The organism is Leisingera sp. ABM4_103 (genome assembly GCF_056158685.1).
In genome coordinates, this window is sequence record NZ_JBSWTU010000006.1 from 240,703 (window position 1) to 252,904 (window position 12,202).

Consider the following 12,202-nt stretch of genomic DNA (forward strand, 5'->3'; position numbering starts at 1 on the left):
GGGGCATCCGGCAGGATGCCCCCGCTACTCCTTGCCTGACCGCCATTCCTTCCACGCCAGGTAGGTATTGGCGCCAAGCGAGGCAAAGGGTTCCGGCGGCAGCTTCGGCGGCACCGGCTGGGCCAGGAAGTGGCTGGCGATGTCTGAGCCGCCCTGCACCAGCAACTCGGCGATGCCCATGCCCTGCAGGGTGCCGCGGGCAATGCCGAGGCCGTTCTGGCAGCAGGTGGAATAGACGCCCTGGTCGAGCTCCCCGAACGCCGCCGATCCGTTGCGGCTAAGGCACAGCATCCCGGCCCAGCGGTGCTCCATCCGCACGCCGCCCAATTGCGGGAACCGCTCCTTGAACTTGCGGTCGTGCACCCAGCCCGCGTTGCGCAGGCGCACGTCGCTGGTCTCGATTGTCGGGTGGAAGCTGGAGCAGGTGCGGATCAGGATCCGGTCGCCGTAAGACCCGGAAATCCGCCGCACCGAGGTGCCCATCGGATCCGCCGGCGTGACCGACCAGCGGGATTCACCGCCCAGCCGCCCGATCTGCTCCGGCGTCAGCCGTTCCGTCATCGAGGCATAGAGGCAGATGTGCATCAGGCGGCGCTGGTAGAAGCCGAAGCTTTCAAGGTGGCCGTTGTTGGCGAGGATGACCGCGCCGGTGGAGATCCGGCCTTTTGGCGTCTGGACCAGCCAGCCGTTGCCCTGTTTCTCAAACCCGGTGGCGGGGGAGTTTTCGAACACGCTGACCTGCCCGGCCAGATGGCTGGACAATGCCCTGACGTAGGCCGCGGGCTGGATCATCACGGTTCCGGGCGCATAAAGGCCGGAGGTGTAATGCGGGCTGCCGGTCAGCGCCTGCATTTCCGCTTGGGAATGAAGCGTATGCGGTTCGCCCAGCCGCTCCAGATGGGCGGCGAAATCGCGGTTGTGCTTGTCGCCGGCCTTGGTCGCGGCGGCGTTGATCTTGCCGGCGGGATCAAACATCTCCTGCGGCAGGGCGCAGTCTTCGGCCACGTCTTTGGCAAACGCGATGGCCTTGCGGTTCATGGCGATGGCAGCCTTGTCCGCTTCAAGCCCCGCTCCCGCGTAATTGTCGGAGGCCAGATCATGCGGCAGGTCGATCATGAACCCGGAATTGCGCCCGGCGGAGCTTTCGGCAAAGCGGCCGGCTTCCAGCACCGCCACCTTCAGCGAAGGGTCCAGCTGATGCAGGCGGCGGGCGGCGGACAGCCCCGCGAACCCGCCGCCGATGATGGTGACATCGGCGGTCAGATCGCAGTCCAGCACCGGCAAGGGGGCCTGGGGCGGCAGGATGGCATTCCATCCCGCAGCCCCTGTCTGCTTGGGCAGACGCTGGGCGGTGTACGCGGTCAATCCACGGCCTCGTCTGCGTCGTCGGCCAGGTCGATCCAGATGGTTTTCAGCTGGGTGTACTGGTCGTGGGCATGGACAGAGTTGTCGCGGCCGCCAAAGCCCGACTGTTTGTAGCCGCCGAAGGGGGTGGAGATATCGCCCTCGCCAAAGCTGTTCACCGTCACCGTGCCTGCGCGGATGGCGCGGGCACCGCGGATCGCGCGCTTGGCGTTGGCGGTGAAAATCGAAGCGCAGAGGCCGTATTGCGTTTCATTGGCGATGCGGATCGCCTCGTCAAAGCCGGAAACCTCGATCACCGACAGCACCGGGCCAAAAATCTCCTCGCGCGCCAGCACCGTGTCGTTGCCGGGCACCTCGACGACCGTGGCCTCGACAAATGCGCCGTCATGCGCCTTGCCGCCCAGCACCACGTTGTCGGCCTGCTCCAGATAGCCGCAAACCTTGTCGAAATGCGCGGCAGACACCAGCGCGCCCATGCGGGTTTCCGGGTCCAGCGGGTCGCCGACGTTCCACGCTTTGGCGTGATGCGCGATGCGTTCCAGCAGCTCTGCCTTCACATCCTTATGCACGATCAGGCGGGAGGAGGCAGAGCAGTTCTCGCCCATGTTCCAGAAGGCGCCGTTCACGATATGCGATGCCACCCGGTCCAGGTTCTCGGCGTCGTCCATGACGATGGCGGGGTTCTTGCCGCCCATCTCCAGCACCACCTCCTTGGCGTTGCTTTCCGCGGAATAAGTCAGGAAGCGCTTGCCGGTCACGGTGGAGCCGGTAAAGGACACCATGTCGATATCCATGTGGCGGCCGATGGGTTCGCCCACCTCTGCACCTCCGCCGGGCACGATGTTCAGCACACCGCGGGGCAGGCCCGCTTCCATTGCCAGTTCCGCAACCCGCAGCGCGGTCAGGGTGGTCTCGGCGGCGGGTTTCACCACCACGGAGCAGCCTGCGGCCAGCGCCGGGCCGATCTTCCATGCCAGCATCAAGAGCGGGAAGTTCCAGGGCAGCACCAGGCCGACCACGCCGATCGGCTCGCGCACCACCATGGCGATGTGATCGTCGGAGGCGGGCGACACCTGGTCATAGATCTTGTCGATGGCTTCGGCATGCCATTTCAGGCAGTGGATGGTCTCCGGCACGTCTACGGTTTCACAGTCATAGATGGTCTTGCCGGAATCCAGGCTTTCCGTCACCGCCAGCTCATGGGCGTTGCGGGTCATCAGCTTGCACAGCCGGATCAGCACGTCCTTGCGCTCTGACGGGTGCAGGCGGGACCAGCGGCCATCGTCGAAGGCTTCGCGCGCCTTTTCAACCGCGACATCAACATCCGCGGCGCCGCAGGACGCGATGTCGGCCAGTTTCTCGCCGGTGGCCGGATTCACGGTCTCGAACGTCTTGCCGGACGCGGCCGGGCAGAATTTGCCGTCGATGAACGCGCCCGTGGGCAGGTCCAGATTGGCGGCGATGGATTTGTATTCGTCCTGTGTAAGCAGCGACATGGATCAGCCCTCCGCCTCGATATCTGCGATTTTCTGTTTCAGCACCCGCACGACCTGTTCCAGCGCGCGTTTGTCGTCCTTGTTCAGCCCCTTCAGCGGCGCGCGCATGGCACCGGCATCGATGCCGTTCATGGTGACACCGTGTTTGATGGTCTGGATGAACTTGCCGCCCTGTTCGAGGACACGCATCAGCGGCATCATTGCCGACATGATCCGGCGGCCCTTGGCAAAATTGCCCTCGATCACGCAGGCATTATAGAGCGCCACGTGTTCCTTCGGCAGGAAGTTCGAGCCGCCGCAAACCCAGAAGGGCGCGCCCCAGGCAAAGAACTCCAGCGCCTGGTCGTCCATGCCGCAGCCCAGCTGGATATGCGGATAGTCCCGCGCCAGCAGATGCACCCGGTTGATATCGCCGGAGCTTTCCTTGATGCCGCAGAAATTGCGGGAACGGCCGACGCGGTCGAGGAACTCCTCGCCCATCATGGTGCCGGTGCGGTGCGGGTAGTTATAGAGCATCACCGGCAGATCCGCGGCCTTGTCGATGGCCAACGCATTGAGCGCGTTTTCGCGGTCAGTCGGGACCGAGTAGGGGGGCGAGGCCAAGAGGATCGAATCCGCGCCGATCTCCTTGGCGCCTTCCGCCAGCGCAATGGAATCGCTGGTCAGCATCGCCCCGGTGCCCACCACCAGCGGCAGGCGGCCCTTCAGCCGTTCATGGGTGAAGCGGGCCAGGGCCACGCGCTCTTCCACGGTCTGAGCATAGTTCTCGCCGGTGGAGCCGCCGGAGATCAGCCCGTGCACACCGGCGTCGATCAGATATTCGATGACATCGGCCAGCGCGTCCCAATTGACGCTGCCGTCCTCAAAGTGGGGTGTCACCACAGGGGTGTAGATCCCTTCGAACTTGAAAATAGGGGTCATCTGCGTCCTCATGCAGGGGTTTTGCGCGCGATTGTGCCCAGCGGCACGTCCAGCCCGGCGGGCATGACGAACAGCTCGATCTGGTCGCGTGACAGGTTCCAATGCTCAATTGCCAGCTGGCCCGCCGCCGCCTCGTCGCCCGCTTCGATGGCGGCGATGATGGTGTCGTGCTGGCTGCTGGCCTCATCCAGGTTTTCCGCCATCCGGGCGTCCTGGGGGCGGTAGAAGGTCATGCCGATGCGGGCATGGTCGATCAGCAGCCGCTGGAAGGACGGCAGCAGATAGATATTGTCCGCCATTTCACCAGTGATCTCGTGAAAACGGTTGTTGGCCATCGCCCGGTCGGCGCTGGAGCCCGTGCGCAGTGCCGCCTTGAACGCCTCCTGCGCGGCTTTCAGCGCCGAGACTTGCGCGGGCGTGGCGTGTTTGGCTGCCAGCTGCATGACCGCGCCATAGATCATCGGCGCGGCCAGGAAGAAATCGCGCAGGGTCATATGCGACATCTCGCTGACCCGCGCGCCGCGGTTTTCGCGCAGATCCACATATCCCTCGCCCGCCAGCTGGCGCAGCACCTCCCGCAGCGGGGTGCGCGACAGGCCAGACTCCTCGGACAGCTTCGCCTCGTCCAGATCGGCGCCGGGGCGCAGCTCCAGCGTCATGATTGCGGTCTTCAGGCGGCTGTAGAGCGCAGCCTTCCGGTTCTTTGAGGCGTCTTTCATGGGGATCTCTCCTGCCGCTGCTGCGGGACGGATTCGTCTGTTCGCGGCCTCTATGACACGAAAATACATATTGTGTACACAGAAAAAATATGGTGTGTGCAAACTGCGGGTGCTCACCACTTGCGGCCGGCAGGGCGGGAGGCTTAGCCTGTCCGGGCCGCAGGGCTGTGCAGCCAGGCCCGCCCAGCGTTACTTGTCAGGCGGTAGTCCCATGTCTAAAACACAGCATTTTGCCTTTCTGCTGGTGGAGGAGTTCTCCCACCTTGCGTTTTCCTGCGCGGTGGAGCCCCTGCGCATTGCAAACCTGGTCAGCGGCGAGGATCTGTATGACTGGTCGTTCGGATCGGAGAACGGCGAGACCGCGACTTGTTCAAACGGCTCGGTTACGCTGGTGCATTACGGTTTTGACGCGATCCCGAAATGCGACCGGCTGTTTGCGCTGTCAGGCATCCGCATGCGCAACCATGTCACCAAACCCTTGCTGGCGGCGCTGCGCCGGGAGAGGGCGCGGGGGACACCAGTCGGCGCGCTGTGCTCCGGCGCTTGGGTGCTGGCCGAAGCGGGATTCCTGAACGGGATGCAGGCGGCAATCCACTGGGAATACCACGACAGCTTCATGGAGGCGTTTCCCGAGGTGAACCTGGTGCGCAATGTGTTCGTGGCGGATGAAAAGCACGTGACGGCTTCGGGCGGCACTGCGACGGCGGATTTGATGCTGCATCTGATCGAGCGCGGCCACGGCTATGACCTGGCCGTCGCGGTGGCAGATCAGATGGTCTATAACGCGGTGCGCAATGCCACGGCGGAGCAGAAGGTCTCGCTGCAATCGCGCAACGGCATGCGCAACGCGCACCTGGCCCGCGCCATCCACATGATGCAGGATCACATCAGCGATCCCATCTCACCCGCCCGCATCGCCGATGATATCGGCATCTCCACCCGCCAGCTGGAACGGCTGTTCGGCAAATACCTGAACACCTCGCCCAAGAAATACTCGATGGAAATGCGGCTGGAGCGCGCCCGCAACCTGCTGATCCAGACCGAGGCCTCGGTGACCGATGTGGCACTGGCCTGTGGCTTTGACAGCCCGGGCCATTTCTCGCGGGTGTATAAGGCAGCATTTAACGTAACCCCGATGCTGCAACGCGGCCGGATCGGCTAGGAGCCGGAAACCGGCGCGGTTTCCGGCCATGAAAAATCGTTTTTTCATGGCCGTTTTCATCGAATGAAAACGGCGGGCTTGGGGCGAAATCTTTGCTGGCCTTCAAAGCTGCATTTCCCATATTGGAATGAAGCCCTTTCATCCGAGCCACATGCCAGGAGCCGCAGATGTCCCGCCGCCACTACAACCTGCCGCCGCTCACCACTCTGGCCGCATTCGAGGCCGCCGCCCGGCACCTCAGCTTCAAGAACGCCGCGCAGGAATTGTCTGTCACCCCCGGCGCCGTCAGCCACCAGGTGAAGGCGCTGGAGGCAGAGCTGCAGGTGCCGCTGTTCCAGCGCAAACACCGCGGCGTGGAACTGACGGAGGAAGGCGAGGCGCTGTTTGAAACCCTGGCATCCTCGTTCTCCAAGATCTCGCTCAGCCTGAAAACCATCCGCGACCGGCAGACTGGTGATACCGTGACCATCGGCTCCACCTCCGCCGTCGCCTCTCTGTGGCTGTCGCCCTCGGTGGTGCGGTTCTGGCGCAAGCACCCGGACGTGAACGTCAACCAGATCGTCAACGACCGGCCCCTGCGCAGCGTACCGGATGTGGATTTCTATATCCGTTACGGGCGTGAACGGGATACCCGGGTGGAGCAGACCGAACTCTACCGCGACCATCTGGTGCCGGTCGGCAACGCGGAACTGGCGGACAAGCTCACCGGCTGCCCGCTGGAGGAACTGGCGCAGCAGCGGCTGCTGCATCTGGAGTCCGACGACAAGAGCTGGACGACCTGGGCGGACTGGTTCCAGCAGCTGGGCTATGACGGTCCCATCGCGCCGGGCGTGCGCGTCAACAACTACGCGGTGGCGCTGCAGGCGGCGCAGGACGGGGTCGGGCTGGTGCTGGGCTGGCAGCGGCTGCTGCACCCCTTGCTGACCACCGGCCAGCTGGTGCCGATCGGCCCGCATGTTCTGGCCGCGCCGCATGGCTTCCATCTGGTGGGCCGCCCCGACGCAGAACTGTCGGAATCCGCCCGATTGCTTCGCAATTGGGTCATTGACGAGGTCAATCGAAGTTCAGGTGAATCCAGCTAATCCCAGCGCGAAAATTCCTGATATTGAGTAAATCCGCTCTCTCCCTTCAATGGCGCAAAACGCGCACATCTATTTCCTGCCTTGGAGAGACCCAGATGAACAAGCATGACACGCTTGCCCCGGTTATGGCTCCGGTCAACGTGGCCAACGGCCTGCCGAACGCCCATTACATCGACCCCGCCGTCTTTGCCGAAGAAAAACGCTCAGTCCTGTTCAAGAACTGGTCCGGCATCGGATTTGGCAAGGATGTGCCGGAGCCGGGTTATGCCAAGCCGGTGGATTTCCTGGGCATGCCGCTGTTGATCGTGCGCGACAAGGACGGCGAAGTCGGCGTCTTTCAGAACACCTGCCGCCACCGCGGCATGATCCTGGTCGACAAGCCGGGCAAGATCCGCGGCGCCATCCGCTGCGCCTATCACAGCTGGTGCTATGGCCTCGATGGCCGCCTGGTCTCCACCCCGCATGTCGGCGGCCCCGGCAACAACAAGCATGAAGACATCAAGCTGGACGAACTGGGCCTGGTGCGCATCCGCTCCTATGTCTGGCGCGATGTGGTGTTCGTGAACGTCGACGGCACCGCTCCGGAATTCGAGGAGGCCCACGCCGACCTGCTGGAGCGCTGGAAGGAATTCGAGACCCCGGTGCACCACGGCGGTGAAGACTCCGGCTTCAAGCTGGAAGTCAAAACCAACTGGAAACTGGCGGTCGAGAACTACTGCGAAAGCTACCACCTGCCGTGGGTGCATCCGGGTCTCAACAGCTATTCCCGGCTGGAAGACCACTACAACATCGAGGTGCCGGGCAAGTATTCCGGCCAAGGCACCCTGGTCTACCGCCAGCTGAAGGGCGAAAACGGCGAGCTGTTCCCGGATTTCGAGGGCCTAAGCAGCAAATGGGATGAGGGCGGCGAATACACCGCGGTTTATCCGAACGTCTTGCTGGGCGTGCAGCGCGACCATGCGTTCGCGATCATCCTGGAGCCGGTCGACACCGAAAACACCGTCGAGCACATCGAGCTCTACTACGCGAAGTCCAACGAGGACACGCCGGAGCTGGAAGACCTGCGCACCGAAAACGCGAAACTGTGGAAGACTGTGTTCGAGGAAGACGTCTTTGTCGTCGAGGGTATGCAGAAAGGCCGCCACGGCGAGCTGTTCGACGGCGGCCGCTTTTCGCCGGCGATGGACGGTCCGACCCACAACTTCCACGCCTGGGTGGCCGATCAGGTGACCAAAGGCCGCGAGGCATGAGGTCTTTCCTGAAAGACGGGCTGGCCAGGAATTTCCTGGCCGGCGAATGGGTCGAAGGCGACGGCGGTGCGCGCATGGCCGTCGAGGATCCCGGCAACGGCAGCCACGTGGGTGACTGCGCGCTGGCGGGTGAGGAAACCCTGGAAAAGGCGCTGGAAGCGGCGCGGGCAAGTTTCGAGCGCGGCGATCTGTCGGCGATGAAACCCGCCAAGCGCGGCCAGCTCATGCAGCGCATCGCGGCGGAGATCCGGGGCATTGCCGACGAGGGTGCTGAACTTCTGTGCCGGGAAAGCGGCAAGAGCCTCAGCGCGGCGCATGATGAATTCGAAGAGGCCGCGCAGTATTTCGAATACTACGGCGGCATGGCCGACAAGATCGAAGGAAAGTCGATCCCGCTCGGCCCCGATTACGCTGACTTTACGGTCTATGAGCCCTACGGCGTTTCCGCGCAGATCGTGCCGTGGAACTTCCCGGTGTCGATTGCGGCGCGCTCACTGGCGCCTGCGATGGCGGTTGGTAACTCGGTGATCATCAAATCACCCGAGCTGGACCCGATGGCGCTCGCCATGCTGGGTGTGGCACTGGAACGCGCTGAGGTCCCCGCGGGGGCGGTGTCTATCCTGAATGGCATCGGCTCTGAACTCGGCGCGCGGCTGGTCGAAAGCCCGGCGGTGGATCAGATCGTCTTCACCGGCTCGGTGCCAACCGGCCAGGCCATCCTGCGCGCCGCCGCCAACCCGGTGACGCCCGCGCTGATGGAGCTGGGCGGCAAGTCCGCGGCGGTGGCGTTTGAGGATGCCAATCTGGACACGCTGATGTCCTCCTTGCAAAGCGGCATCTTCTACAATGCGGGCCAGGTCTGCTCCGCCATGTCGCGGGTCCTGGTGCACCGCTCGATCTATGACGAGGCGGTCGAACGCGCCGCAGCGCTGGCGGGTGGCCTCAGCGTCGGCCACGGGCTGGAAAACCCCGGACTCACGCCGGTAATCTCTGCCCGTCAGCTCGACGGAATCGAAACCCTCACCGCTACGGCCCGCCAAAGCGGCGCCCGCGCGGCCTCAGGCGGTGCCCGGCTGGAGCGCGAAGGCTACTTCATGGCGCCTACCATTCTGGCGGATGTGGACCCGGGCGCGCGCGTGGCGCAGGAAGAAATCTTTGGCCCCGTCACCTGCTTCACTCCGTTTGACACCGAGGCGGAAGCGATTGCCATGGCAAACGGCACCGAGTTCGGGCTGGTGGCCGGTGTCTTCACCCGCGATCTGGCGCGGGCGCATCGCGTCGCGAACCGTCTGCGGGCGGGGCAGGTGTTCGTGAACGAATGGTTCGCGGGCGGCATCTCCACCCCGTTTGGCGGCGTCGGCAAATCCGGTTTCGGCCGCGAGAAGGGCTTGGAGGCGCTTTATAATTATGTGCGCACCAAGAACATCGCGATCTCGCTGAAGGGCTGAGCGATGGAGCGCGCAGAGCTCGACCGGGCGCTTTTGCAGGCGCATGAAGACAAGAACAGCGAAGAGCTGGTCCGGCTTTACACGCTGGCCGGTGACATGGCGGAGGCGGCGGGCAATATCGACGCCGCCTGCTTCTACCTGACCCACGCCTTTGTCTTTGCGCTGGAGGCCGGGCTGCCGGAAGCCCGCGAGCTGAACCGCCGCCTGGCGGACCGCGGCCGGGCGCATCCGCTGGAGCTGTGACACAAGTTTCAGGCCGTTGTCCCCGCGGGGACAGCAGCCTGTTTTGGCCGGCAGGGGAGGGCCGGCCAATCTAATTCTGAAAGGGGAGGGCAGGGGCATGATCCCGGAGAAAATGGCAGCGGTTTTGCTGACCGGCCACGGCGGCATCGAGAAACTGGACTACCGCACCGACGTGCCGGTGCCGCAGCCCGGCCCAGGTGAAGTGCTGATCCGCGTTGCGGCGGCGGGCATGAACAACACTGACATCAACACCCGTATCGGCTGGTACTCCAAGGCGGTGGACGCCGACACCAACGCCGGCGGCGCCACCGGCTTTGACAGCGTCAACGACGACGACGCCAGCTGGTCCGGCAAGCCGCTGGAATTTCCCCGCATTCAAGGTGCCGACGCTTGCGGCTATATCGCCGCGGTGGGCGAGACCGTTGACCCCGCCCGCATCGGCGAGCGGGTTCTGGTGCGCAACATGCTGCGAACTTACGTCGATTACCGCCCCCATGAATGCTGGACCTTCGGCAGCGAATGCGACGGCGGCTTTGCTCAGTTCGCGGTGTCGCCTGCGCGGGAAACCCACGCGGTGAACTGCGACTGGTCCGATGCGGAGCTGGCCTCGATCCCCTGCGCCTATTCCACGGCGGAGAACATGCTGCACCGGGTGGGCCTCGGCGCCGAAACCGTGCTGATCTCCGGCGCCTCGGGCGGCGTCGGCTCTGCTGCTGTGCAACTGGCCAAACGCCGCGGGGCCACAGTGATTGCGCTGTCCTCCGCCGCCAAGGCGAAGGAGGTCCTGGCGCTGGGGGCCGACCGGGTGGTCGACCGCAACGCCGACCTGGTGAAGGAGCTGGGCGAGGGGTCCATCGACGTGGTGGTGGACCTGGTGGCCGGTCCGCAGTGGCCCTCTTTTCTGGACGTTTTGCGGCGCGGCGGACGTTACGCCACCGCCGGTGCCATCGCCGGGCCGATTTCTGAGATCGACGTGCGCACGCTCTACCTCAAGGATCTGACCCTGATGGGCTGCACCTTCCAGGAGGATGAGGTGTTCGCCAATCTGATCTCCTACATCGAAGCCGGGGAAATCCGCCCGCTGGTCGCCAAGACCTACCCGCTGAGCGAGATTGCAACGGCGCAGGAGGACTTCCTGAGCAAGAAGCACACCGGCAAGCTGGTGCTGATGATCCCGGAGGTTGAGGCATGAAGATCAAGAAAATCGAGCTTTATCAACTGGATCTGCCCTATTCCGGCGGCGTCTACAAGTTGTCAGGCGGGCGGGAGTACCGCAGCTTTGATGCATCTTTTGTGCGGATCACCACCGATACGGGCCTCGAGGGCTGGGGCGAGAGCACGCCGTTCGGCTCCACTTATATCGCCGCGCACGCCCTGGGCGCACGCGCGGGCATCGCCGAGATTGCGCCCTATCTCTTGGGCCGCGACCCGCGGCAGATGGACCGCATCAACGAGGCGATGGACGAGTCGTTGCTGGGCCACAATCATGCCAAATCCGCAATTGATCTGGCCTGCTGGGACCTGTTCGGCAAATCGGTGAACATGCCGGTCTGCGAGCTGCTGGGCGGCTCTACCGGGAAACGCTTGCCGGTGATCTCTTCGATCTATGCAGGCTCACCCGAGGACATGCGCGCCCGTGTCGCTCAGCACCGCGAGATGGGCTATCTGGGCCATTCGGTGAAGATCGGCGCGCTTGATGCCGAGGGCGGCCCGGCGCTGGACGCCGAGCGCATCCGCGCGTCGCTGGCCGACCGGCAACCGGGCGAGTTCTTCCTGGTCGATGCCAATGGCGGGCTGACGCCGGAAACCGCCCTGCGGATGCTGCGGATGCTGCCGGAGGGGCTGGATTTCGTGATGGAGGCCCCCTGCAAGACCTGGCGCGAGACGATGTCGCTGCGCAAGCGCTGCACCGTGCCGATCATCCTGGATGAGCTGGTGCAGCAGGATGAGGATGTCGCCCTGATGCTGGCGGAGGATGTGGCCGACGGTATCGGCCTCAAGATCTCCAAGGCGGGCGGGCTGACCCATGGGCGTCGGCACCGCGACATGTGCCTGGCCGCGGGCGCGACCGTGAGCGTGCAGGATACCGTCGGATCGGTGGTGGCGTTTTCGGCCATCGCCCATCTGGGCGCGACGGTGCCGGAAAGGTCGCTGCGCTGCATTCTGGACTGCCGCGATATGGTGACGCTGAAAACGGCAGAGTTCGACGCAGCCGTAATGGACGGCGGCGTGCTGGTGCCGGATGCGCCGGGGCTGGGGATCACCGTTGACCGCGATTTGATGGGCGAACCGCAGGCCGTCTGGGACGCCTGAATACGCAGTATTTGGTAGAATCAGTTTCAACGCACCGTTGAGCCAGGCAGGCACACAGGCCCGCTTTAGCGGCGCCTGCCGGAACGGCGTTGCCGTTTCCGCCCGCCTGCTTTGACGGTTTCCCAAGGCCCGTGAGCGCCAACAGGCTGACAAATCCGCGCTATGCACAGGAATTTGAGATACAGGCAGGGCCACAGCCTTGC

The 12,202-nt window shown here is 64.2% G+C and carries 11 protein-coding genes; 7 read left to right on the top strand and 4 right to left on the bottom strand.

Annotated elements, in window-relative coordinates; genetic code table 11:
- Positions 1-24: 24 nt before the first annotated feature.
- From ACXAED_RS21845 to ACXAED_RS21860, 4 genes are read right to left on the bottom strand one after another with little or no spacing between them, the layout of a single operon-like run.
- Complete coding sequence (locus ACXAED_RS21845; protein ID WP_475053565.1) at positions 25-1,365, bottom strand: NAD(P)/FAD-dependent oxidoreductase; 1,341 nt, start codon at positions 1,363-1,365, stop codon at positions 25-27.
- Positions 1,362-2,861, bottom strand: a complete 1,500-nt coding sequence (locus ACXAED_RS21850; RefSeq protein ID WP_475053568.1) for an aldehyde dehydrogenase — start codon at positions 2,859-2,861, stop codon at positions 1,362-1,364. The genes ACXAED_RS21845 and ACXAED_RS21850 overlap by 4 nt, the downstream gene beginning before the upstream one ends.
- Before the next feature lie 3 nt (positions 2,862-2,864).
- Positions 2,865-3,782 carry a dihydrodipicolinate synthase family protein gene (locus tag ACXAED_RS21855; RefSeq protein WP_475053569.1) on the bottom strand — a complete coding sequence of 306 codons (918 nt, stop codon included), beginning with the start codon at positions 3,780-3,782 and terminating at the stop codon, positions 2,865-2,867.
- 8 nt (positions 3,783-3,790) lie between these two features.
- The gene (locus tag ACXAED_RS21860) at positions 3,791-4,501 is read right to left on the bottom strand and encodes a GntR family transcriptional regulator (RefSeq protein ID WP_475053571.1); all 711 of its coding nucleotides are present in this window, start codon (positions 4,499-4,501) and stop codon (positions 3,791-3,793) included.
- Positions 4,502-4,712: 211 nt separating this feature from the next.
- On the opposite strand from ACXAED_RS21860, the gene ACXAED_RS21865 reads away from it, so the two are divergent.
- The 7 genes from ACXAED_RS21865 to ACXAED_RS21895 all read left to right on the top strand — a co-directional run bounded on the left by ACXAED_RS21865 (position 4,713) and on the right by ACXAED_RS21895 (position 11,999).
- Positions 4,713-5,663, top strand: coding sequence for a GlxA family transcriptional regulator (locus tag ACXAED_RS21865; RefSeq protein ID WP_475053574.1), 951 nt, complete (start codon positions 4,713-4,715; stop codon positions 5,661-5,663).
- Between the two features lie 167 nt (positions 5,664-5,830).
- The gene (locus ACXAED_RS21870; protein WP_475053575.1) at positions 5,831-6,745 is read left to right on the top strand and encodes a LysR substrate-binding domain-containing protein; all 915 of its coding nucleotides are present in this window, start codon (positions 5,831-5,833) and stop codon (positions 6,743-6,745) included.
- Between the two features lie 95 nt (positions 6,746-6,840).
- Complete coding sequence (locus ACXAED_RS21875; RefSeq protein ID WP_475053576.1) at positions 6,841-7,995, top strand: aromatic ring-hydroxylating oxygenase subunit alpha; 1,155 nt, start codon at positions 6,841-6,843, stop codon at positions 7,993-7,995.
- A complete protein-coding gene (locus tag ACXAED_RS21880; protein ID WP_475053577.1) occupies positions 7,992-9,443 on the top strand; it encodes an aldehyde dehydrogenase family protein in 1,452 nt (483 codons plus the stop codon). Before ACXAED_RS21875 ends, ACXAED_RS21880 begins: the two co-directional genes overlap by 4 nt.
- A gap of 3 nt (positions 9,444-9,446) precedes the next feature.
- The gene (locus tag ACXAED_RS21885) at positions 9,447-9,686 is read left to right on the top strand and encodes a hypothetical protein (protein WP_475053578.1); all 240 of its coding nucleotides are present in this window, start codon (positions 9,447-9,449) and stop codon (positions 9,684-9,686) included.
- 97 nt (positions 9,687-9,783) lie between these two features.
- Positions 9,784-10,878, top strand: a complete 1,095-nt coding sequence (locus tag ACXAED_RS21890) for an alcohol dehydrogenase family protein (RefSeq protein WP_475053580.1) — start codon at positions 9,784-9,786, stop codon at positions 10,876-10,878.
- Entirely contained in the window at positions 10,875-11,999 is a 1,125-nt protein-coding gene (locus ACXAED_RS21895; protein ID WP_475053582.1) for a mandelate racemase/muconate lactonizing enzyme family protein, read from the top strand. Before ACXAED_RS21890 ends, ACXAED_RS21895 begins: the two co-directional genes overlap by 4 nt.
- The last annotated feature ends 203 nt before the right edge of the window (positions 12,000-12,202 follow it).

Bases quoted from the DNA above. Each gene is read 5' to 3' on its own strand.
- ACXAED_RS21850 (WP_475053568.1), bottom strand. From the start codon at position 2,861: ATGTCGCTGCTTACACAGGACGAATACAAATCCATCGCCGCCAATCTG.
- ACXAED_RS21855 (WP_475053569.1), bottom strand. From the start codon at position 3,782: ATGACCCCTATTTTCAAGTTCGAAGGGATCTACACCCCTGTGGTGACA.
- ACXAED_RS21860 (WP_475053571.1), bottom strand. From the start codon at position 4,501: ATGAAAGACGCCTCAAAGAACCGGAAGGCTGCGCTCTACAGCCGCCTG.
- ACXAED_RS21865 (WP_475053574.1), top strand. From the start codon at position 4,713: ATGTCTAAAACACAGCATTTTGCCTTTCTGCTGGTGGAGGAGTTCTCC.
- ACXAED_RS21870 (WP_475053575.1), top strand. From the start codon at position 5,831: ATGTCCCGCCGCCACTACAACCTGCCGCCGCTCACCACTCTGGCCGCA.
- ACXAED_RS21875 (WP_475053576.1), top strand. From the start codon at position 6,841: ATGAACAAGCATGACACGCTTGCCCCGGTTATGGCTCCGGTCAACGTG.
- ACXAED_RS21880 (WP_475053577.1), top strand. From the start codon at position 7,992: ATGAGGTCTTTCCTGAAAGACGGGCTGGCCAGGAATTTCCTGGCCGGC.
- ACXAED_RS21885 (WP_475053578.1), top strand. From the start codon at position 9,447: ATGGAGCGCGCAGAGCTCGACCGGGCGCTTTTGCAGGCGCATGAAGAC.
- ACXAED_RS21890 (WP_475053580.1), top strand. From the start codon at position 9,784: ATGATCCCGGAGAAAATGGCAGCGGTTTTGCTGACCGGCCACGGCGGC.
- ACXAED_RS21895 (WP_475053582.1), top strand. From the start codon at position 10,875: ATGAAGATCAAGAAAATCGAGCTTTATCAACTGGATCTGCCCTATTCC.